Genomic DNA, 22742 nt, shown 5'->3' on the forward strand with positions numbered 1-22742 from the left:
GCGAACCGCTTCCGCAGCCGTTACAGCAGCACTCCCAGGGCCACGGCGATCGCAACGAGCGCGAGGGATCCCGCCATCGCGGCCACGTCGGCTGCGACGAACGGGTACTCCTTGTAGCCGCTTGTCGCGGTGCGCAGGTTGAAGCCGCGCACCTCCGCGGCTATGGCGGCGCTGTTGGTCTTGCGCACCGACGACACCAGCAGCGGCACGCACAGCGGCACCATCAGGCGCACCTTCCGCACGATGCCGCCCGCGTCGAACTCCACGCCGCGCGCCGTCTGCGCTTCCATGATGCCCTTCATGTCGTTCATGAACATCGGGATGAAATGGATGGTGGATGTGAAGGTGAACGCGTACTTGTACGGCACGTGCAGCACCTTCACCACGGCGTTCGTGATGTCGTTCATCTTGGTGACGTAGAACACGAGGAACAGCGGGATGGCCGCAGCCACGAGGCGCACCACCGTGGTCAACGCCGCCAGCAGACTGCCCGTGCCGACGTAGCCCCACGGCAGCTCTACCAGCACCGCGCCGCTGGGCGTCGTGAGCACCTGCACTACAGCCAAGATCAGCGAGAACGCGAACACCGCCTTCGCCAGACCGATGGCGGGCCTCACCATGCCGCACGTCGCGGCCAGCGCGAAGCCTGCCGCCAGCAGCACGGCCAAGAACGCGAGGTTGCTGGAGCAGAAGCACGCGAGCGCGAACGCCGCGGCCGCCGCCAGCTTGGCCACCGGGTTCATGCGATGCAGCGGACTGGTGCCGGGCACGTATTCCAGAAACGAGCTCATGCGCACACGCTCCTTTCGCTCGTCCGAACTTCCTCCATGACGGCCGCGGCCATCTCGTCCAGCGTGTTGGCGCGGCCGACGGGCCCGTCCGCGAGGTGCGGCATCTCGCGGCCCAGCTCAAGCGACAGCTCCACGATCTGCGGCGGGACGAGCGAGGCGCGCTCGAGCGTTTCACGGTTGCGCAGCACGTCGAACGTGGGAGCGTCGTCCACCACCTCGCCGCCGCTCATCACGATGCAACGCGCCGCGTAATCGGCCACCACCTCCATGTCGTGGCACACCATGACCACCGTGGTGCCTCGCTCGTGGATGCGGCGGATGATGTCCATGACCTTCACGCACTCGCGATAGTCCAGGCCGGTGGTCGGCTCGTCGAGCACCACCACCGGCGGCGCGAGCACCACGATGGACGCCAGCGCCAGCAGCTGGCGGGCGCCGCGGTTCAACAGGAACGGGTCGTCGTCGGGGTCGAAGGCGAACTCCTCGACGATCGCGTCGACGCGCGAGTCGGCGTCCGGTCCGTCCAGCCCCAGCGCTTTGAAGCCGAACAGCAGCTCCTCGCGCACCGTGTTGCAGCAGATCTGGCTGTCGGGGTTCTGGAACAAAAAGCCCACGCGGCGGGCCAGCTCGCTGGTGCGCAGGTCGCTCGTGGGGACGCCGTCGATGAGCACCTGGCCGGCATCGGGCTTGAGCAGGCCGTTCATCAGGCGCATCGTGGTGGACTTCCCCGCCCCGTTCGTGCCGACGAACGCGACGAACTCGCCGTCGCGGATGGTGAAGCTCACGCCTTTCAGGATGGGAGCCGACCCGTCGTAGGACGCGTGCACGTCGCGGAACTCGATCATGCGAGCACCTCCTTCAACGCCTCGCGCGCCTCGCGCACGTTACGGACGGGCGCGCCGGCGTACAGGCCTTCAGCGCGCAGGCGGTTCATGAGCGTGGTCGAACGCGGGCAGTTCACGCCGATGGCCTTCAGCTCGTCCGAATGTTCCAGCACCTGCGCGGGGGCGTCGGCGAAGCGAATCCGCCCCTCGTCGACGACGACCAGCATATCGGCGTACTGGGACAACAGCGCGATCTTCTGCTCCACCACCACGACGGTGGCGCCATGCTCGCGCGCATAGCGCGCCAAGAGGTCGAACACAGTGCGCGAACTCAGAGGATCGAGTTCGGCGGTAGGCTCGTCCAGCACGAGCACCCGCGGGTTCAGCGCCAGGACGGACGCGATGGCCACCTTCTGCTTCTGCCCGCCCGACAGCGACGAGATCACGCGGTCGCGCACCTCGGAGATGCCCATGTCGGCCAGCGCCTGCGCCACGCGATCCTCGATCTGGCCGCGCGGCACGCCGAAGTTTTCCAGGCCGTACAGGATCTCGTCCTCCACGACCGACGTGACGAACTGGCTGTCGACGTCCTGGCAGACGCTGCCCACCAGCCGCGACACGTCGGTGAGCGCGACTTCGCAGGTGTCCAGCCCGTCGACGACGACGGAGCCGTAGAAGTCGCCCGGATAGCAATGCGGGATGATGCCGTTCAGCGCGTAGGTCAGCGTGGATTTGCCCGAGCCGGCCGCCCCGGTGATCCCGACGAACGCGCCGTCGGGAATGTCGAGGTCGATGCCGCTGACCACCGGGCGGTCGCCCTCGCGGTACCGGAACGTGAAGTCGCGTATCTTGATCATGAAAGAGTCTTTCTGGGGTCGCAGGTTGGCGTAGTGAGTCAGCGAGGCGGGCTGTTTCGCCGTTCGGAGAACGGCGAAACCCTAGCGCTTCAGCACCTTCTTCAGCGGCATGGCCAGGACTTGGACGAGGATGCAGTTGAACGTGGCGGTGCCGAAGACGATGGCGGCGTACGTGGCCAGGGCCACCATGACGTCGCCGCCCGTGGACACCACGTTGATGTAGACGGACAGCAGGGCGAAGGTGCCGCCGGACACCACCGTGGAGACGAACGTGTTCACCAGCGGGTTGAGGTCGAGCTTGCCGCCGATGCGCAGGGGCACCTTGATCAGCAAGCCGCAGGCGAGCGCGCCCAGGACCTCGGAGGGGATGTTCAGAAGCGGCGTGGCGTTCAACAGGGGGATCTGGCAGATGAGGCCGGCCAGCAGGCCGATGACCAGGGCCTGTCCCAGCTTCGGACGGGTCAGGATGATGGCCAGGCAGTACATCGCGATGATGAAGTTCGGCTTCATGCCCATCGACGAGAGCAGCGAGCCCACCGTCAGCTTGAGCACCGCGCCCGCGGCCAGCAGCACGGCGATGAGGATGAGGTCCTGCGTGGACAGGCCCGCCCTGCTCGGCGCCGCCGCCACTTCGCGCTTGCGCGGCGCTGACGCCTCGCCTGCCGTCGCCGTTTGCGTCGCAACCTCGCGCTTGATCTGCTGTTCCATGTTCCTCAATCCTCTCTTGGCGGAGTCCCCGCCGGTCGCGTGCCCCTCCCGGGGCGTCTGGTTTGCCGGCACGAACTTCGCGGACGAGGATCACTCCGCGCAATCAACCTCATGGCCTCGGCGCTGTGCGCCCCCGCAATGAAAAAGACCTGTCCTTCTCATCGAAGGACAGGTCTTGTAAACCTGCGGTGCCACCTTCACAGTTGATTCCGCGATGCAGAACCCTCTCACGAACATGCCAACACATGTTCTGCCCTTAACGCAGGCTCACGGTCCAGATACTCGGTCAGCCCGGCCGCTTGCGCGCCGCGCCTTCCTTTCCCCTTTCCCTCGGCGATCCATTTACCATCCAGCTTACTGCGGGAATCCCAGCTGCGCCCGCTCTCTGTGAGTGCTCATGACGGCTTGACCTTCGCCTCATCGGTTTCAAGGTATTAAGTTGTGGCGCAAACTATAGCACAGTGTTAGGAAAAGCTGTCAAGAAGTTTTTCACAGCATCCGTCGGACGTGTCCGGCGTGCCAAAGGGACGGGTGTCTTGACACACGCCCCTTTGGCACCATTCCCTTGATACCATCAAAGCGTGTCAAATCACCCGTCCCCTTGACACGCCTTGTCGCCGGCCGACAGGTACGCGGCGACAAGGCGGCGCGTTTCGGCCGCCGACGGCTCCAAATCGCCGCACACGGTCAGCATTGAGCGAGTGCGGGCGAGGCCGATAGCGGTCGACGACGCCACAAGCGCCTCCTCCTCCACCGAGCGATCCGTCAGCATACGCCGTTCGGGGCACTCGGCTAAATGCGCGCGCAAAGCGTCGGCCATGGAGCGCTGAATAGCCAATATGTCGCGCTGACCTTGAAAGAACAGCTGAGGCATGGAGCGCAGCGCTTCGCGTCGCAGGTTCACAATGCCCTCGTCCACGCCCGAAGCGGCGCCCGTTCCCACTACGCCGACCAACACGTCGAGGTAGCAGGCTTCGCTATGCTCTTCGAGGATGCGAACCAGCTGTTCGTCGTCGGGAAACGAGTCCAGACGACCCATGATGGCGGCCGCTTTCGATGGGAAGTAGTTGAAGAACGTCTTCTTGGAGATCTCGGCACGGGCGCAGATGTCCTCTACCGTCACGCCGTCGTAGCCCCGTTCGATGACCAGCTCTAACGCCGCTCGCTCCACCGAAAGCCTGGCTTTGAGCTTCTTACGATACCGCAGGCCTTCCGCCGACGGCTTTGTCTGTTCCACGTTGCGCGCACCCTTTCATCGCCGCGATGTGCCGTTTCGGTGCAGGGTACCACAACTTTACTGCCGAGCACTTTTCATCTACCGAATGAATATTTATACTGAGTGTAAATCACGTCAACCGCATGACAACGGGCGTCTTTGAAGTCGGGTTAGCTGCAAGCTCCCCTTCAAAGGCGTTTTTGTTCGCAGCGCACATTCGGAAGGAACAGGTATATGGGTTTAACGCGCAAGCAGATCGTCATGCTGGCCGTGCTGGTGTTCGGCACGTTCGTGACGGTTCTGAACCAGACCGTCGTCGCCCCGGCGCTGCCGTCGGTCATGACCGAGATGAGCGTCGACGCCTCCATGGCGCAGTGGCTCACCACCGGCTTCACGCTGGTGAACGCCATCATGATCCCCATCACGGCTTTCTTGACGGACCGCTTCACCACCAAGCGGCTCTTCCTCGTGTCCATGGTTATCTTCACGTTGGGCAGCTTCCTTGCGGGCTGGGGTCCCAGCTTCGTCGTGCTGCTGCTGGGCCGGCTCGTGCAGGCCGCCGGCGCGGGCATCCTCATGCCCCTTGTGATGACGGTGCTCATGTGGACGTTCCCCGTGGACAAGCGCGGTACGGCCATGGGCCTGTTCGGCATCGTCATCGCGTTCGGCCCCGCCATCGGCCCCACCGTGGCGGGCGTCATCATCGACCGCTACACCTGGCACGATATGTTCTACATCATCACCGCGCTGTCGGCCGTCGTAGTGCTTATCGGCGCGTTCGTGCTGCAGAAGGGCGGCGAAACGAAGAAGGACGTCACGCTCGACGTGCCCTCCGTCATCCTGTCGTCGCTGGGTTTCGGCGGCCTATTGTACGGCCTGTCCACCATCGGCTCCTACGGCCTGCGTGCCGACGCTATCGCCGGCACGCTCGTTGGCGCGGTAGCGCTCGTGTTCTTCTTCCGACGCCAGCTGAAGATGGAGAAGCCCATGCTGCAGGTGCGCGTGCTGCAGAACCGCAAGTTCCTCATCGCCACGATCATCGGCATGTTGGTGCAAGGCGCGCTTTTGGCTGCAGGCATCTTGGTGCCTATCTACCTGCAGTCGCTCATGGGCTACTCCGCCACCGTGTCCGGCCTCGTGTTGCTGCCCGGCGCCATCATCATGGGTGCCATGGGGCCCATCGCCGGCCGTCTGTTCGACAAGCACGGACCGCGCGTGCTGGCGCTCGTGGGCATGGGCGTGCTCACGCTGACTACGTTCTGCTTCGCATTCCTGAGCACCGAAACCGGCATCATCACCTTGACCCTTCTGTACACCGTGCGCCTGTTCTCGCTGTCGCTGGTGAACATGCCCATCACCACCTGGGGCATGAACGCGCTCGACAACGAGCTGGTGAACCACGGCACTTCGGTGAACAACACGTTCCGCCAAGTGGCGGGCTCGCTGGGCACCGCCATCATCGTTTCGGCCTCCACTATCGCCACGAACATGAGCTCCCGGACGATGACTCCCACGCAAGCCAGCATCTTCGGCATCGACGTGGCGTTCGCCCTAGCCGGCGCGCTGTGCCTCGTCGGCTTCGTCATGGTCGTGGCGCTGGTGAAGAACAAACCGGGCGAGGCCGCCGAGAAGGATCGGGACAACTCCCGCCGCACGGTGCTGGAGTCCATCATGAAGCGCGACGTGTACACGCTGCCCGCCAACGCCACCGTGGCCGAAGCCATGCAGGTGCTGGTGGACCGGCACATCAGCGCCGCCCCGCTGGTAGACGAACAGGGCAAGGCCGTGGGCTTCGTATCCGACGGCGATATCATGCGCTACCTGTCGAAGCGATCGCAGATGCTGATGGACCCCGTGGTCATGATCATGCAGACCGTGGACGCCGACGGCGGCAACCAGGACTTCGCCCGCAAGCTCGACGAGCTCATGGGCATGCCGGCGAAGAGCATCGGCGCGAAGGGCATCATCGGCGTGGACGTGCATGCCGACCTTCCCGAAGTGTGTCGCGTGTTGGGCGAGAACCACTTGAAGAAGGTGCCCGTGCTGGACGAGGGCCAGGTGGTGGGCGTGATCAACCGCTCCGACATCACGCACTACTCCATGCAGCAGTACCTGGCCGAGCGCGACGCCGAAGCGGCGTCGAAACTGGAGCGCTCCGAGGAAGCCGCCGCGCTCCCCGACGACGAAGCGATGGCATCGTCCATCTAACGCGCCCTTCCCTTTTCGCTCCCCTGAGACGGCAGCCGCTTGGCTGCCGTCTTTTTTCGCAGCGCATCCCACCGCTTTCGCAGCGGTCGCCTACAGACTCCCCTTGCATGCTAGCATCTGAGCGTTAACCTGCCCGAAGGGAACTCCCATGAGAAAACGCCTGATCGCTCTTGCTACCGCCCTCGCATTCGCCTGCCTGCTCGACCCAAACGTCGCATTCGCGAGCGCTGTTCCCGTCACCATCGAAATCGGCGCCGACGGCGCGCCGATCGGCACGTCGGGAGAAGGCTGGACGTACGCCGACGGCAAGCTCACGCTTGGCGCGGGGCACGCGTTCACGTTCACGGGCCACGCGCTCAACGTCTCGAGCGAGAACCTCCTTCGGAACAAGGGCGTCATCGAGGACGGCACGTTCGTCGATGCGTCGCAGACGTCCGGTTTCGCCGTGCGCAACGAAGCGGGCGGCGTGATCAGGGGCGGCGCGTTCACCGCAAGCATCGGAAACGCGGGCATCATCGCAGGTGGAACCTTCAACAGCGACCCGAACGATCCCACAAAATCGTACGTGAGCACCTCCTCCGGCACCATCACGGGCGGCACGTTCGACTGCATGGTCATGGGGATGAGAAGCGGCGCGATCGAGGACGGCACGTTCAACGAGTCCGTGAACATATTCAAAGGCTTCGCCATCAACGGCGGAACGTTCAACGGAGAGGTGAACAGCGGCAACAGCTCCAACCTCGGCGGCTCCATCTGCGGAGGCACGTTCAACGGCCGCATGCAGAATCAGGGAACCATCGAGGACGGCGTGTTCCACGGAACCGTGCAAAACGCATCCAACAACGCCGGCGCCGGCGCCATCGCGGGAGGCACGTTCAACGGCTACGTGAACAACTACGACGGCGCCGTGATTTCGAGCGGCACGTTCAACGACGGCGGCGAAAACAACAACGTGACCAACGACGGCACGATACGCGGCGGCGAGTTCAACATCGGAGTGGACAACGGCGGAGCCATCGAAGGTCAGGGCGTATTCAACGCATACGTGCAGAACGGATACATGAGGTTCGATCCCGACGAGAACCGATCCTGCACCATCAAAGGCGGCACGTTCAACTCGGATGAAATAGACAACTTCGGAACCATCGAAGGCGGTACGTTCAGCGGCAAGATTCTCAGCAGGGGCGTCATCGCGGGCGGCGCGTTCTCCTCCACCAGCTCCGTGACAAGCAACGACGAAGACACCACCACCGGCGGCGGCACCATATCCGGCGGCACGTTCGACGGCACCGTAACCAACGGCGATCCCGACCCCGACTACAACAACGCCGTCCTGACGGGCGGCACGTTCAACGGCAGCGTGACGAACCACGGAACCATCGCAGGCGGCACGTTCCTTAGCGACGTGACCAACCGAGGCGTCATCGAAGGCGGTATCTTCGAGAACGTCATCAGCGACCAGGGCGGCACCGTGACCTCGTGCGCGTATCCGCTGCGCGCGAACCTGACCGGGCTGTCCATTGCCGCGGTACCCAGCGCAATGCCGAAGAACACGGCTGCAGGCTTCCCGGCGGAACCGTCCGCCGCGTTGACCGCCGCGTTCGAGAAGGACGGCGCAGATGCGAACCTCTACCAGCTGAGCGCGAACGAAGGCTACCTGCTGCCCGACGCGATCGACGTGCGCTGCGGGGCGGCCGACGGGCAAACGCTCGCACTGGCCGCGGGCACCGATTACACGTACGACCCGGCCACCGGCGCGATCGCGATCAAGAAGAGCGTCGTCACCGGGCCGTTGCTCCTCGCGGCGCAGGGCGCGGCGGCTCCCACGCCCCCGGTTCCCCCAACGCCGGACACGCCGGCGCCCGCTCCGGAACCCGAGACTCCAGCACCGAAGCCGGAGTCGAAGCCCGATGCGCCCAAGCCCTTGCCAAGCACGACCGACTCCAAGCAGGCACCGGCGAACGCCGCCGCACTCGCCGCGACGGGCGATGCGCCCCTGCCGCAAATTGCGCTGGGCATCGCGCTTCTCGCCGGCGGCGTAACGCTGACCTGCGCGATCGCCATGCAGATCACGCGGAAAAAGCGGAGCAACCGCTCGTAGCCAACGAGAGAGGGCACCGGCAACGGACAGGGCACGTCGAGCGCCAGCACGGCGGGTCCTTGCACGAAACGCGTCCTTTTTTGCACAAAAAGACGCGACGTTTGATATTTCGCGGTCGCAGCTTGCAGCAGCAATTCGAGCAGCCGAAGAAAACAGCAGGTCAAGGAAGCGCGCTTCCCAACAAGGGAGCGCGCTTTCGTTTTGTCGCGCCTTTTCTCAGCCCCGTGCGTCAAACGTCGCATCTTTTTGTGCACCGCAGGGGAAATCTCCTGCACAACCGCCATCGGCAGACAACGCAACGGGGATCGCCGCTAACAGCGAACGGCGCGGAACGCAAGAAAAACGAGTCGCCCGCTTGGGCTATCCGGCCGCTCGGGCCAGCATCTCGCGCGCGTGCGCAAGCGATGTCTCGGTAGCATCGCCCGACAGCATGCGCGCGATTTCGGCGGGACGCTCGCTTTCGGGCAGCTGCCGCAGGTCGGTTTCGGGCATGGCCCCCTCGTCCCCCGCAGCCTTGCGCACCACGTAGTGCGCCTGGCCTCGGACGGCCACCTGCGCGAGGTGCGTGACGACGATCACCTGGTGCGTGCGCGCCAAATCGGCCAGCACGTCGGCCAGCGCCACGGCGGTCGAACCTCCCACGCCCGCATCCACCTCGTCGAACACAAGCGTGTCCACGTCGTCGACCTCGCCCAGCACCACCTTCACGGCCAGCATGACGCGGCTGACCTCGCCGCCCGATGCGATGCGCGCGAGCGGACGCGCCTGCATGCCGGCGCCAGGTCGGAACAGGAACTCCACGGCCTGCGGGCCCGCCTTCGTCCACTGAACGCGCTCGAGCGGTGCGAGGTCGCACACCAGCTGCGCCCCGCCCATTTCCAGGCGATCCATCTGCGCCGTCACGGCTTCGGCGAACCGCGGGGCGGCCTCGGCGCGCGCGTCGGCCAGCGCGGACGCCGCCTGCGCGAGCGCCTCTTCGGCCAGGTCGAGCTCCCGCTGCGCCGCGCGTTCGCGCTCGGCGGCATCGTCCACGAGCGATACGAGGTCGGCCGCTTCGGCGCGACGCGCCAGCACGTCTTCCATGCGCGGACCGTACGTGCGCAGGAGCCCTTGCAGCGAAGCCATGCGCTCTTGCTGCTGCGCCAGCGTCTCGGGGTCGAACTCCACGCCCTCGCGGTAGTCGCGCGTCTCGCGCGCCATGTCCTCCAACACGTAGCCCGCCTCGCGCAACGCGTCGGCGAACTCGCCCAGCTTGGCATCGTAACGCGCCGCACCGTCGAGCGCCGCCACCGCGCTGCCCAGCGCGTCGATGGCCCCCTGCTCGCCCGCAAGCGCCTCATGCGCCCCGTTCGCAGCGACAGCCAATGCCTCAGCATGCTCCACGCGGGCGAGGTCGTCCAGCAGCTCGTCGTACTCGCCCTCGCGCGGATCCACCGCGTCGATGCGCTGCAGCACGAAGCGCGCCTCGTCGAGCTTGGCCGAGGACGCCTCGCCCGCCTCGCGCACGCGCGTCAGCTCGGCCGCCGCCGCGTTCGCCGTCGCGAACGCCTCCTCGTAGGCGGTGCGCGCCTGTACCACCGCGTCGCCCGCCCAGGCATCGAGCATACGAACATGTTGGGACGTTTTCATGAGCTGCTGGTGCTCGTGCTGACCGCACAAGTCGATGGTGGGAGCAATGGCGCGAGCCAGCTCGCCGACGCTGGCCATGCGGCCGTCGATGGACACGCGCGAACGCCCGTCCGAGGTTACGCGGCGCATGGCGACCAGCTCGACGGGAACGCCGTCGTCCGCCTCCCCGCTTTCAACCGCGTCAGCGGAAGACCGGCCCGCAAGATCGTCGGAAGACGCAAAGCCGGAAAAGACGGCGCCGTAGAACCTCCCCGACACGGAGAGGGCTTCCTCGCCGTCGCGGACGGCGTCTTTGTCGGCGCGCGCACCCATGAGCAGCTTCAACGCCGAGAGCAGCGCCGTCTTGCCCGCGCCCGTCTCGCCCGTGAGCACGGTCAGCCCGCGCGCCGGCACCAGCGTCGCCTCGCGGATCAGCGCCAGGTTCTCAACTTGGATCTCGTCGATCATCGCGCACCTCTTACAGCCTCGTTCGTTCCAGAGCCATCAAGTATAGCAGCGCGAGGGCGCGCCGCCGAAGCGGATTCGCCCAGTCGCTCAAACCGCTTAAACCTAGCGCAGGGTCCACGCCTTTCCGACGCGCGTTACGCGCCGTGGCTCACAGCGCGAACCGCTCCTTCGCGCTCGTCGGCTTGGCCTGGGCGCGATGATGCTCCATGAGGTACGCCACGCAGTCGGTGCGGTTGCAAGCGCGCAAAAGCTCGATCTGCCGATCGAACGAGGCATCGTCGATAAAACCGGCCTTGACCAGAGCTTCCACCATGTTCCGATCTCCCTCGCGCGCGATGCGCTCCTGGGCCTCGCGCCCGTAGCCCCGCAGGTGCGACACCAGAACCGAGCGCATGTCGTCGGCGAGCCGGTAGGGTACGGCCAGCCGGTGCAGCAGCGCGCCCAAACGATCGGGCAGGTTTTTCCCCGACCGCAGAAGCTCGTCGTAGCGCCCGAAGTCGAACGGAACGCCGTCGGAGGCGTCCGTCAGAAAGCAGGTGAGCAGCTGATCGGCCGACACGTGCACGATCGCCCCCACGTGCGACAGGCGGCACACCGCGTACTCGAAGCTGCCCTCCCCGACCGAGCGCACGCTCGCCGGGATAAGCACGGGCCCCTCCAGCTTACGCGACCAGAAGCAGTGCGCGCCGATGGAAACCAGCCCTTCGGGAAGGATCAGGCGCTTCGTGCCGCGGCATGCGTTGTCGCGTTCGATGATGCGCACGGTTTCGGGTACCACCACCGAGGCCGGCGCGAACGGCAGGGCTCTTACGCCGATGCGCACGAGCGGCCGCCCTTCCACCTGTCGCGGAAGCGCCAGCACGTCGCTCGCGCTGGCCGACACGTAACCCACGGTGGAGCCCGCTTCCCCCGAGGCCGCGAACTCCGTGGCCGCCTCGGCAGCCGCCGCAGCGGGCGAAAGCGCGCAGACGTCGGCATCGTCTGCAACCTCGTCTTTGCCGCGCACGGCCACGGCGCGCACCGCAGCCTGCTCGGCGAAGCGCCGCGACACCGATATCGGCTTCGGCGGCCCCGCTACCAGCACCGCGCCCTCCGCGTCGAAGTCGTACCAGCATCCTTCCAACTCGACGGCTGCCGGCCCCGCCAGACGGACGCCGCGCTTGCGAAGCGCGCGGTACGCGGGAGCCTCGACCGGGCAGCGCCAGACCGCGTCGTCCCAGCTGCGAGAGTCAACGCGCGCAAGCGCCGCCGAGCAGTCCACCACCGCAGGGGGCTCGCAACCGTCCGCAAACGCCGACGAAGCCACGCGCTCCACCCCATCGGGCAGGCTCACGCGCTCGCCGTACGGAGAGGCCAAGAACACGAGCTCCCGTCCGCCGTCCGAAAACAGGTTGCCCTCGCGCGCCAGATAGCGCGCGTTTCCGGCATCCACCGAATACTCCCGGCGCGCCAACCGCGGCGAGACTCCCGCCAAATCGCAGCGCTGCTCTCCTAGCTGGCTTACGCCGCGCCCGATATGGATCCGCTGCGCCGACATCGCTGCGAACGCGTTCGCAGCGATATGCTCCACCGTGTCGGGCACCACCAGAAGCAGCACCCCCACGCCCTGCACGAAGCGGCGCGCGAACGCTTCCACGGCCACGCGCACCACGGGGATCCCGTCCACGTACGCGGGCAGCAGAACCGCCAAATCGTCGCTCTGCCCCACCGCCGCAGCGAATCTCCGCAGATCGAACGCGGTCAGGGCATATCCGCCGGGCACCTGCCGCACCCCCACGGCTCCGCGGAGCCCTTCCTCCATACGAGCGCGCGGCGTCTCCTGCGCGTCGGCGGCATCGCGTTCGGCCGCCTGGGCAAGCAGCTCGTCGAACTCGCCCATCCACAGCGCGCCTGCGGAATACAGATCCCCCTCGCGACCCGCACCGCCCGCGACGTCGCCGGCTTCCCCTTCGGCAGCCCAGGCCCGATAAGCCGGAAGCTGCGGAGACCACACTTCGCCCTCCACCGCCCGCGCAGCCTCGACAACCTCCACATCGCGCGCGTCGAGGCGCACCGGATTCTTGATCGCATGATCAAGCAATTCTTCGATCGGCGCATGAGCACCATGATAGACCAGCGTGTTCTCCATCATAGTATTGTGCTACCTCCCAAAAACCTCTCGGCAACGAGCCTGTTTACCCTTGGCTTCCCCCATGCTACACTGCGGGAAGCGACGAAGGCAAGAGCCGCCGCGAAGCAAGCACGCGCTTCGCGCACGCACATTCGTTCAAAGGAGCATCATGGCCGTCGAAGCCGTCGAGCCGCTTGCCCGCCAAGCGCTCGACCTTGCGAAAAACGCGCTGCTCGTGAACCTGCGCTTCATGAACGCTGCGTTCGCGCGCCTGCGCCCTTTCCCCGTGCGCGATGCCACGCTGGCCACTGACGGCCTTCACATCCGCTTCGACCCCGCAACGCTCGCGCGCCTCTACGCCGCGGAACCGTCCGAACTCACTCGCGCCTATCTGCACATCGTGCTGCACAACGTGTTCCTGCACCTCTACCCCGGCCCGCACGTGGACGTTGCGCGCTGGGACGCCGCATGCGACATCGTCGTGGAACGCACCATCTCCGAACTCGACCTGCCCGCCACCCGCACCGCTCGCGCCGAGCGCCAGCGCGCGACCCTCGCGCGCATCGACGCGGCGCTGCCGCTGGCAACCGCAGAAACCGTGTACCGGTACCTGCAGGATGAGGGGCTCGACGATGCCGAGCTGGCCGATCTGCGCGCACCGTTCTACATGGACGACCATGAGCCCTGGTACCGCCTCGCAGCCGCAGAGGAGGCCCGCAAAACGAATTCGGAAGAGGGCGAACGCGATGAGGGGGCGGACGCGCAGGACGGAGCCGCGTCGGCCCAATCCGCCACGAGCGGAACCGACATGGAGATGCCGTCCGATGCCGACCAGGCGAAGCCGAACCACAAGTCGCACCAGGCGGTCAGCCAGGACGACATCGTGCAGAAAGAGGCTCCCGAACAGGTAGGACGCTCCATCGACGACCGCTTCGCCGACACGGTGAACCTAGATCGGTCCAAGGAGCAGTGGAAGAGCGCGGCCTACGAGATGGGCGTGCAGCTTGACGCCTACGCGAAGCTGTGGGGCGTCGAGGGCGCGAACCTTGCCATGAACCTGCGCGCCGTGACGCGCGAGAAGCAGGACTATCGCGAGTTCCTGCGCAAGTTCGCCCGGATGGGCGAGCAGATCCGCGTGAACGACGACGAGTTCGACTACGTTTATTACTGCTACGGGCTCAAGCGCTACGGCAACCTCCCGCTCATCGAGCCGTTGGAATACGTGGAAGAGCGGCGCATCCGCGACTTCGTCATCGCCATCGACACCTCGGCCTCCACCAAGGACGGCCTCGTGCGCCGTTTCATCGAGAAGACGTACGCCATCCTCAGCCAAGAGACCAGCTTCTTCGCCGACATGAACGTGCTCATCGTGCAATGCGACGCCGCCATCACGGACGTCGCGCGCATCTCGAACCTGCGCGATCTGGACGACTACCTGGACGGCCTCGAGATCAAAGGATTGGGCGGCACGGACTTCCGCCCCGTGTTCGCCTACGTGGACGACGCCGTGGAGCGCGGCGACCTCGTGAACCTGGGCGGCCTCATCTACTTCACCGACGGGCAGGGAACCTATCCCGCCCGCAAGCCCGATTACGACACCGCGTTCGTCTTCGTCGACGACGCCTCGGCCGCCGCGAGTCCGAACGTCCCTGCGTGGGCCATGAAAGTGGAGCTCGACGAAACCGTCGTATTGGAAGAAATGTCCTAAAAGGTGCCTGTCCCCTTTTAGGACATCAACTCGCAAGGAGAGCAATCATGGACATCCGTCAGGCAAAGCAGCAGATCAAAAACGCCATGCTGGCGTACTTTTCGAAGGACGAGTTCGGCAACTACCGTCTGCCCACCGAACGGCAGCGCCCCGTGTTCCTGCTGGGCGCGCCCGGCATCGGGAAGACGGCCATCATGGAGCAGATCGCCCAGGACCTCGACGTGGGGTTCGTGTCGTATTCGATGACGCACCACACGCGCCAAAGCGCGCTCGGCTTGCCGTTCATCGCGAAGAAGACGTACGACGGCGTGGAATACGACGTGTCCGAATACACGATGAGCGAGATCATCGCCGCCGTGTACGACGCGATGGAGGCCACCGGCAAGCGCGAGGGCATCCTGTTCCTCGACGAGATCAACTGCGTGTCGGAAACGCTGACGCCCGCGATGCTGCAGTTTTTGCAGTACAAGATCTTCGGACGCCACCGCGTGCCCGACGGGTGGATCGTGGTTACGGCCGGCAACCCGCCCGAGTACAACCGCACGGCGCACGATTTCGACATCGCCACCTGGGACCGCCTCAAGCGCATCGACGTGGAGCCCGATTTCGCCGCCTGGCGCGACTTCGCCGTGGAGACGGGCGTGCACCCCGCCGTGCTCACGTACCTCGATATCGAGCGCGACCACTTCTACCGCGTGGAGACCACCGTGGACGGCAAGTCGTTCGTCACGGCGCGCGGCTGGGACGACCTCTCCGCCATGATGAAGCTGTACGAGGAGCAAGGCGTCCCCGTGGACGAGCTGCTGATCGGGCAGTACGTGCAGAACGCCGAGATCGCGAAGCGCTTCTCGGTATACTACGACCTGTTCACGAAGTACCGCGCCGACTATCAGATCGAGCGCATACTGGAAGGCTCCGCCGAGCAGAGCGTGGTCGAGCGCGCCCGCGAGGCCGCGTTCGACGAACGGGTGTCGCTCATGGGGCTGATCACGGACGCCTTGGGCGGACGGCTGCGCGACGCCGTGATGGAAGAGCGCGCGGTGGAGTTCGCGCACGGACGGCTGGCGGCGATGCGGGATGCCATCCTGAGCGAAGCGAACGGAGCGAGCGCAGTCGAAGGATCCCCTGCGGCGATAGCGATCGACGACGCGAACGCGCTGCCCCTCCTGCGCGAAGAAGCTGCCTCGCTCCAAGCGCGCTTGGACACCGAGCGCAAAGCGAGCCTGCTGTCGGACGAGAAGTACGTGGCCTACCAGCGCGCGCTTGCGCTGATCGACCGCGCGCTGCGTTGCGACGCTGCGGGCGGCGGGGTTCCGTTCTCGCAGGTGAAAACTTTGTTCGGGGAAATGGTCGACGCGCTGGACGCGCGCATCGCGGCCGTGTCGAGCGCGCTGGACAACGCCTTCCGCTTCGTGGAGGACGCGTTCGGCAACGGCCAGGAGATGCTGCTGTTGGTCACCGACTTATCGGTGAACCGCTATGGCATGGCCTTCATCAACGACCACGGCTGCGAGCGCTACTTCGCCCACAACGAGGACCTTCTGTTCTACGAACGAGGAGCCGACCTGGCCGACCGCATCAACCGTCTGGATCTGACAGAAGAAGAGGCTTGATAAACGAACTGATGTTCTATATAATGAAGCACATCGTATTCACTGGTCGGGTGCTACCCTAACTTTCCCGTAAAGGACAGCCGCCTTCTCGAAAGGAGGCTGTCCTTGGAACAGATCTACGATCCTTCCCCGGACGAAGCCGTCTATCAATCGGTTCGCGCCGCACTCGAAACCGCGCGCACGAAAGCGGCGGCGGCAATCAACGACGCAATGGTTTCCGCATATTGGGAGATCGGCCGGCAAATCGTCGAAGCGCAGGGCGACCGCGCAGAATACGGCCAGCATCTGATGGAATACCTGTCCGAGCGGCTGACAGCCGAATTCGGGAAGGGGTTCACGGAACGAAACCTTCGCGCCATGCGCCAGCTGTATCTTGCATATCCAATTCGGCACACATTGTGTGCCGAATTGAGCTGGTCGCATTATCGCCTGATCATACGCATAGATGATCCCGTCCGTCGCGACTTCTACGTGCGCTCCGCCGTCGAAGAGCGCTGGACGGTGCGGCAGCTCGACCGGCAGATCCACTCGTTCTACTACGAACGACTTTTGGCCACTCGCGCAGAAGGAAAAGACGAGGTTCGACAAGAGATCCAGAACCTCGAGCCGCCAACTAAAGCCGACGGCATCCTCAAAGACCCTTACGTACTCGACTTCCTCGATCTGGGTGGCAACTCGAACTACCTGGAAACGGATTTAGAGCAAGCGCTCATGGACAAACTCCAGCAATTTCTATTGGAGTTGGGAAAAGGGTTCTCGTTCGTCGCGCGCCAGCAGCGAGTCAGCGCCGATGGCGACCACTACTACATCGACCTCGTGTTCTACCACTACATCCTCAAATGCTTCGTCCTGATCGACCTGAAAACCGGGAAGCTCACGCCCCAGGATGTCGGGCAGATGGACTTCTACGTTCGCCTATTCGACGACCAGTGCACCCAGCCTGACGACAATCCCACCATAGGCATCGTCCTCTGCGCGAATCGCAACGAAGCGGTGGCCAAGTATTCCGTCCTCGCCGATAAGAAGGGAATCTTCGCATCGCAGTACGTGCTCTGCCTGCCAACCGAGGAGGAGCTGTCGCAAGCCTTAGAAGCAACCTGCCTGCTCGCAAGCGAAGAAGAATAATCACGCTCCGGCAAAACTAAGCATCTTCGCTCGTAAAACACGCGTTGGGAGCCGAGGCGTGTTTTGCGAGCGAAGATGGCGCCCCGCCGCCGCGAAAGGCGGCGGGGCGCACATTCCTATGCGCAGTACGCCTTGATGGCATCGCGGAGGAATTCCGCAGCGCCGGGGGCGACAGCTTCGTAGTAGGCCTTGAAGCGATCGTCGGCCACGTACATCTCGGCCAGGCCGAGGTGCGCGGCCTTTGAGTACGTTCCGTCCTTCCAGAATTCGCACAGCCATTGGCGGTGCAGGTCGGCCGCGCGGTGCGCGTCCTCGCCCGTCGGATCGCCCGCAGCCATCGCTGCCGCCAGCGCATCCTTGACGCCCTGCTCCAGCTTCTGGGTTTGGCGGTACTGCTCGACGCTCATACCCATGAGCTTCGCGTTGCTCGCATCGGCCGCATCGTCGCCCCAGCGTTCGCGCACCTCCTTGCCGTAGTGCTGCTCGTTCTCGCCCACGAGGCCTTGTTTGAACGCCTCGAACTTCTCTTCGTCTTCCATAGTTGCAGAACCTTCCATACAGGCGAGCGTCTTCTCCACGCTCGCGATCAATCCGTCGAGACGCTGCTTGCGCGCGTGCAGCTCGCGCAGGTGGCCGGCCAGCGCGTCGCGCGCATCGAACGCGGGGTCGTCCAGCAAACGCCCGATGGCAGCAAGCGGCATGCCGCATTCCCGGTACAGCAGCACCTGATGCAGCCGGTCGACTTCGGCCGCGCCGTAGCGCCGGTACCCGTTGCTGGCGCGTTGCGCGCGAACGAGCCCCAGCTCGTCGTAATGATGCAGCGTGCGCACCGTGCATCCCGACAGCTCGGCCAACTCGTGCACCGTGTACCCGCCGCCCGCCCGTTCCCGTTCCATGAGCGCCTCCTTTCCTGCGTGCAACCAGCGTACACCCTCACGTTACGTGAGGGTCAACAGACGCGTGCAATTTTTTCGACCGGATTGAGGTTGCGCGGCGCTCCCCTCGCCAGACGTTATTCGAAAGAAGGGCACGTGCTGATCGAAGTGGACAAACAGTACTAATGTTTCACGTGAAACATTCCGATTCGGGCTCGCTTACCGCATGCGGCCCATGCGCAGACGCAGCACGCCCTTGGGACATACGTCGGCACAGGCGGCGCACTGGATGCATTCGGCGTCGGCGACGGCACCGCCGGCCAGGAGGTCTTGCACCGGCAGGCTCATCGGACACGCGCGGTCGCACTTCCCGCAGCCGATGCAGCCATTCGGATCGGCCTCGATGCGCAGTTGCGGAACCCGCAGCGCCGAACCCAGTTTCTCGCCCAATACCATGAACGGCGCCATCCAGCAGATGCAGTGGCACATGGCGCGACACCCCAAGAACAGATTGGGAACGAAGAACAGCGCCACGATGCCGAAATAGATAGGCAATCCCAAAGGGCTGTTCATAGACACGCCGCCCGGTATGCCGTACAACGGGTCGACCGTCGTGAAACCACCGGCGATCCATGCGCACGCTACGATGGAGCACACCCACGGCACCCAGATCACATACTTGACGCGCGCCCTCCACCCCAGTTTCGCGGGCTTGCCTACGGCGGTCGCCTCAAGCTCCTGCAGGCCGCCCGCCGGGCACAACCACCCGCACCACGCGCGACGCAGCACGATAGCCAACAAGAACTGCAGGCAGAACACGAGCATGCTGGCAGCCACCGCCCCTTCCAAGGCGCCCTCGATGATCAGCGCCGGTGAGAAGTAGAAGATGATGACCGGGAACAGCAGGAACGACACGAGCAGCGCCAACCGCCGCGCGTTCTGCCGCTTCCTTCCCCGCTCGCGCTGCGCGCGTACCTCGTCGGCCGATCGCACCGCCGACCCGCGCACCTTGTCGGCCGACCGCGCGCCAACACGTCCTCGCCCGCCTCGCGCCGGATCATTCGGTTCCTCCACTCGCGTCACGCCCGAAACGACATCATGCAACATGTGTTCTGAAACACCCGATGCTTCACGTGAAACATCGCTCGCACAATTTCTCTCCGACTCCTCCATGGTTTCCCTCATCTCACCAACGTCAGCAGACCCGTGAAGGCCTCGTTCAAGCGTTCGCCCAGTTCCTCGTCGGAAAATTGCGCGCCAGCAACCAGCATGGCCGCCATACCGTGGGTGTACACGATCATGTGCAGGTACAGCGCGCGCGCCGCCGCGGGCGACAGATGCCCCAGCTCCTCGATGCATTGCTGCACGCCGTCGACGGCCACGCTCTCGTACACTTCCGCGAAGCTCGTCGCCTCCATGTGCGGAGATAGGTACAGGAATTGGAACAAATGACGCTCCGTGCGCGCAAGGCGCAGATGCGACAACCCGTTCGCCTCGAACGCATTGCGGCCGTCGTCCACATGCTCGCGGTTGTACGCCGCGACCCACGCGCGCGCATGGTCGTACAGTGCGCGCACGAGTCCTCGCATGTCGCCGAACAAGCTGTAGATCGGCTGCACCGAGCAGCCCGCCCGCTCGGCCACCGTCCGTGCGCTCAGCGCCGTTTCTCCCCTCTCTCGCAGCAAGCCCAGTGCAGCATCGAGCACCGTCTCGCGCCCCACTTTCTGCTCCGGCATCCTCACCCTCCCGTATATTACAACCGTTATATAACGTTTGTAATATACGGTATGTCAACAGCACCGTCAAGAGATGCGACGAATCCCGGCAACACCTTCCTTTCATCTTCGTGACGGCGCATCGTCGGGCAAAGCACGGCTCGCCATCGAAACCCCCCTGCGAAATTCCACACGCACGAGGGGTCCTACAATCGGCGCTGAAATCGTTCGCATACGAAAGGAGTTCCATCCATGAAGAACGTTGAGGAGCGACGCAACCGCACTATCGCTCGCGAGGCAAACCACCATGCAACCATGCGCGCGCCGCATATCGACAAGACGGCCATCAGTCCGTACGACGACTACTGCGACGGATACGGCATGCCCGGCGCCTACGGCAACGGCTACGTGTCCGTGCTGAAGGTTTCGGCAGGCACGGTGGAGAAGACCAACGACGAGCTGGTCGACCGCATCGTCACGTACGACAAGGCCGAGGCCGCCGATGCGTACGTCGGCCAGATCAACATGCTGACCGCCTCGTCGTTCTGCGGCATGGCCGGACAGGTGTGGGGCTACGACCTCGCCCGCCACGACTCGGTCGACAACGGCAAGAGCAAGCCGCTGTTCACCGAGAAGCAGTGGAACGGCCGCGAGCTGGAAGTGTACGACGCCGCCCCGCTGCTGAGCGCAGGCGTGGAGCTGTTCGGCACCGAGCAGAACCGCCGCTACCATCCCATTCCGGGCGCGCACACCATCTGCGCGAACAGGGGCGTCGTCGCCTACCGCCCGAAGACCGACCGCCCGCTCAAGGAGGGCGAAGGCTACGGCGTGTGGTCCTTCATCGCCATCTCCCTTTCCGCCGATCGCGACTTCGCGGCCGACCTGTTCATCGAGGATGCCGGCGTGTGGACCGAGAACGACAACGAAGAGGACATGATCGCGTTCCTCGAGCAGCATCGCAAAGCTATCGTCTGGTCCGTCGTCGAGTGCGGCCGCGACCAGAACGTGCTGTTCGACCGCACCTACGTGGGCTTCGCTCACCGCATGATGAAGCCGGGCGAGATCGGCAACGCCATCACGGTGGGTCCCTACGTCACGCTGGCCCGCAACGCCGTGCCCGCTACCGGATTCGCCTCGCTCAACAACCTGCACCTGTCCGACTGGCTCAAGCAAATGGACTTCGAGCCGCTCACGGACATCGCGTAACCGACGGTATCCCCCTGATCGAGCCGTCCAGGCAACCCCCGGGCGGCTCGATCACGTTTAGACAAGGACTGGAAACATGGCAGACAAAACCGCTTCCGGTTCCGGCGGATCATCGGCCCAGGACAGCTCGAAAAAAGTTGGCCTGATCGGCCTGGTAGGCATCGTCATCAGCGCCATGATCGGCGGAGGCATCTACAACCTCCCCCAGAACATGGCCGCAGACGCCTCCGCAGGAGCCATCATCATCGCCTGGGTCGTCACCGGCATCGGCATCTGGTTCATCGCGAACACGTTCCGCATCCTGTCGGCCGCGCGACCCGAGCTCACGAACGGCCTGTACACGTACGCCGAGAAAGGCTTCGGCAAGCTGATCGGCTTCTTCGTGGCGTACGGCTACTGGATTTGCAACTGCTTCGCGCTTGTTGCCTACTCAGTGCTCGTCATGGCCACGCTGAACTACTTCGTGCCCGACTTCACGGGCGGCAATAACATTCCGTCCATCATCGGCGGCTCCATCATCACGTGGATCATGTACCTGCTGGCCCTGCGCGGCGCGAAGTCCACCAGCTTCCTGAACATCATCGGCACCATCGGCAAGCTGCTGCCCGTGTTCATCTTCATCCTGGCCGTGGCCACCGTGTTCAAGTTCTCGGTGTTCATGGAAGGCTTCTGGGGCATGAAAGACGGCGTGGCATTGACCTTGGACTTCAGCAACGTCATGCCTCAGGTTTCGTCCACGATGCTGGTCACGCTGTGGCTGTTCCTGGGCATCGAGGGCGCCGTGGTCGTGTCGGGCAAGGCGAAATCGCAGGCCGCAGTGCGCAAAGCAACCACCATCGGCTTCCTCGTCACGCTGGCGCTCTACATCGTCGTGTCGCTTCTGCCCCTCGGCGTGTACTCGCAAGCGGAAGTCGGCAGCATGGCCGACCCGTCGATGGCGGCCATCATGCTGAAGTCGTTCGGAAAATGGGGCGAGATCATGGTGAACGCCGGCGTGATCGTCTCGGTGCTGAGCTCCTGGCTCGTCTGGATGCTCATGCTGGGCGAGATGCCGCTGGCCGCCTCCAAAAGCGGCATCTTCCCCAAAATGTTCGTGAAGGAGAACAAGAACGGCTCGCCGTCCACATCCCTTCTGTGGACCACTATCGTCGTGCAGGTGGTGCTCATCATCTCGTTCTTCATAGGCAACAACGCCTGGACCACGATGATCAGCATCACCAGCGTCATGGCGCTTCCGTGCTACTTCTTCTGCACGCTGTTCCTGTTCAAGATCGCCGTCAAGAAGGAGTACCCGTCCGGCATCTTCGCCAGCCGCGGCATGGCCGTGTTCACGGGCGCGGCCGGTTCGCTGTACGGACTGTGGCTGATCTACGCGGCCGGCCTGAACTACCTCATGGTGGCCTGCATCGTGTACGCCATCGGCCTGCCGCTGTACATCGTGGGCGTGCGCCAGCACGACCGACAGGCGAAGCTGTTCGAGAAGCGGTCGGACAAGGTCATCCTGGCCGTGGTGCTGGCGCTCGGCATCGCCGGCCTTATCTACTCGGTCATCACGTTCGGGAACATCCATATCTAGAGCGCGCACGATTGCGATCACCGCGAAGCCCGA

Annotated in this window: 17 protein-coding genes; 7 read left to right on the forward strand and 10 right to left on the reverse strand. The window is 64.6% G+C overall.

Going from position 1 to position 22742, the window contains the following annotated elements; genetic code table 11:
- Positions 1 to 20: 20 nt before the first annotated feature.
- The 5 genes from ELEN_RS12460 to ELEN_RS12480 all read right to left on the reverse strand — a co-directional run bounded on the left by ELEN_RS12460 (position 21) and on the right by ELEN_RS12480 (position 4417).
- Positions 21 to 791 (reverse strand): energy-coupling factor transporter transmembrane component T family protein, encoded by a 771-nt coding sequence (locus tag ELEN_RS12460; RefSeq protein ID WP_009306612.1) that lies wholly within the window; start codon positions 789 to 791, stop codon positions 21 to 23.
- The gene (locus ELEN_RS12465) at positions 788 to 1636 is read right to left on the reverse strand and encodes an energy-coupling factor ABC transporter ATP-binding protein (RefSeq protein WP_009306613.1); all 849 of its coding nucleotides are present in this window, start codon (positions 1634 to 1636) and stop codon (positions 788 to 790) included. The genes ELEN_RS12460 and ELEN_RS12465 overlap by 4 nt, the downstream gene beginning before the upstream one ends.
- Positions 1633 to 2472, reverse strand: coding sequence for an energy-coupling factor ABC transporter ATP-binding protein (locus ELEN_RS12470; protein ID WP_009306614.1), 840 nt, complete (start codon positions 2470 to 2472; stop codon positions 1633 to 1635). Before ELEN_RS12470 ends, ELEN_RS12465 begins: the two co-directional genes overlap by 4 nt.
- A gap of 81 nt (positions 2473 to 2553) precedes the next feature.
- The gene (locus ELEN_RS12475) at positions 2554 to 3180 is read right to left on the reverse strand and encodes a tryptophan transporter (protein ID WP_009306615.1); all 627 of its coding nucleotides are present in this window, start codon (positions 3178 to 3180) and stop codon (positions 2554 to 2556) included.
- A 589-nt stretch (positions 3181 to 3769) separates the two neighbouring features.
- The gene (locus ELEN_RS12480) at positions 3770 to 4417 is read right to left on the reverse strand and encodes a TetR/AcrR family transcriptional regulator (protein WP_015761215.1); all 648 of its coding nucleotides are present in this window, start codon (positions 4415 to 4417) and stop codon (positions 3770 to 3772) included.
- Positions 4418 to 4630: 213 nt separating this feature from the next.
- On the opposite strand from ELEN_RS12480, the gene ELEN_RS12485 reads away from it, so the two are divergent.
- Positions 4631 to 6604, forward strand: a complete 1974-nt coding sequence (locus ELEN_RS12485; RefSeq protein ID WP_015761216.1) for an MDR family MFS transporter — start codon at positions 4631 to 4633, stop codon at positions 6602 to 6604.
- A gap of 148 nt (positions 6605 to 6752) precedes the next feature.
- A complete protein-coding gene (locus tag ELEN_RS12490; protein WP_015761217.1) occupies positions 6753 to 8705 on the forward strand; it encodes a hypothetical protein in 1953 nt (650 codons plus the stop codon).
- Between the two features lie 360 nt (positions 8706 to 9065).
- Here ELEN_RS12490 and recN read toward each other — a convergent pair whose 3' ends face one another.
- Together recN and ELEN_RS12500 are read right to left on the reverse strand one after the other, a co-directional pair.
- Positions 9066 to 10781, reverse strand: a complete 1716-nt coding sequence (recN, locus tag ELEN_RS12495) for a DNA repair protein RecN (protein WP_009306619.1) — start codon at positions 10779 to 10781, stop codon at positions 9066 to 9068.
- Positions 10782 to 10929: 148 nt separating this feature from the next.
- Positions 10930 to 12912: a leucine-rich repeat protein gene (locus ELEN_RS12500; RefSeq protein ID WP_009609452.1), complete on the reverse strand. Its 1983-nt coding sequence runs from the start codon at positions 12910 to 12912 to the stop codon at positions 10930 to 10932.
- A gap of 148 nt (positions 12913 to 13060) precedes the next feature.
- Here ELEN_RS12500 and ELEN_RS12505 point away from each other — a divergent pair, with 148 nt between their 5' ends.
- The 3 genes from ELEN_RS12505 (at position 13061) to ELEN_RS12515 (ending at position 17337) form a co-directional block, all read left to right on the forward strand.
- On the forward strand, positions 13061 to 14599 hold the full coding sequence (locus tag ELEN_RS12505; protein ID WP_015761218.1) for a vWA domain-containing protein: 1539 nt from the start codon (positions 13061 to 13063) through the stop codon (positions 14597 to 14599).
- A gap of 47 nt (positions 14600 to 14646) precedes the next feature.
- Entirely contained in the window at positions 14647 to 16212 is a 1566-nt protein-coding gene (locus ELEN_RS12510; protein WP_015761219.1) for an ATP-binding protein, read from the forward strand.
- Positions 16213 to 16317: 105 nt separating this feature from the next.
- A complete protein-coding gene (locus ELEN_RS12515; RefSeq protein ID WP_015761220.1) occupies positions 16318 to 17337 on the forward strand; it encodes a PDDEXK nuclease domain-containing protein in 1020 nt (339 codons plus the stop codon).
- Positions 17338 to 17453: 116 nt separating this feature from the next.
- On the opposite strand, the gene ELEN_RS12520 is transcribed toward ELEN_RS12515, so the two are convergent.
- From ELEN_RS12520 to ELEN_RS12530, 3 genes are all read right to left on the reverse strand, one after another.
- Positions 17454 to 18233 (reverse strand): MerR family transcriptional regulator, encoded by a 780-nt coding sequence (locus ELEN_RS12520; protein WP_009306624.1) that lies wholly within the window; start codon positions 18231 to 18233, stop codon positions 17454 to 17456.
- 198 nt (positions 18234 to 18431) lie between these two features.
- A complete protein-coding gene (locus ELEN_RS12525; protein ID WP_226844160.1) occupies positions 18432 to 19205 on the reverse strand; it encodes a 4Fe-4S binding protein in 774 nt (257 codons plus the stop codon).
- Between the two features lie 188 nt (positions 19206 to 19393).
- Positions 19394 to 19948: a TetR/AcrR family transcriptional regulator gene (locus ELEN_RS12530; RefSeq protein WP_015761222.1), complete on the reverse strand. Its 555-nt coding sequence runs from the start codon at positions 19946 to 19948 to the stop codon at positions 19394 to 19396.
- 231 nt (positions 19949 to 20179) lie between these two features.
- On the opposite strand from ELEN_RS12530, the gene hdcA reads away from it, so the two are divergent.
- The gene (gene hdcA / locus ELEN_RS12535) at positions 20180 to 21133 is read left to right on the forward strand and encodes a histidine decarboxylase, pyruvoyl type (protein WP_015761223.1); all 954 of its coding nucleotides are present in this window, start codon (positions 20180 to 20182) and stop codon (positions 21131 to 21133) included.
- A 76-nt stretch (positions 21134 to 21209) separates the two neighbouring features.
- Complete coding sequence (locus ELEN_RS12540) at positions 21210 to 22709, forward strand: basic amino acid/polyamine antiporter (RefSeq protein ID WP_009609358.1); 1500 nt, start codon at positions 21210 to 21212, stop codon at positions 22707 to 22709.
- Positions 22710 to 22742 lie beyond the last annotated feature (33 nt).

This window comes from Eggerthella lenta DSM 2243 (assembly GCF_000024265.1).
Classification (GTDB): Bacteria; Actinomycetota; Coriobacteriia; order Coriobacteriales; family Eggerthellaceae; genus Eggerthella; species Eggerthella lenta.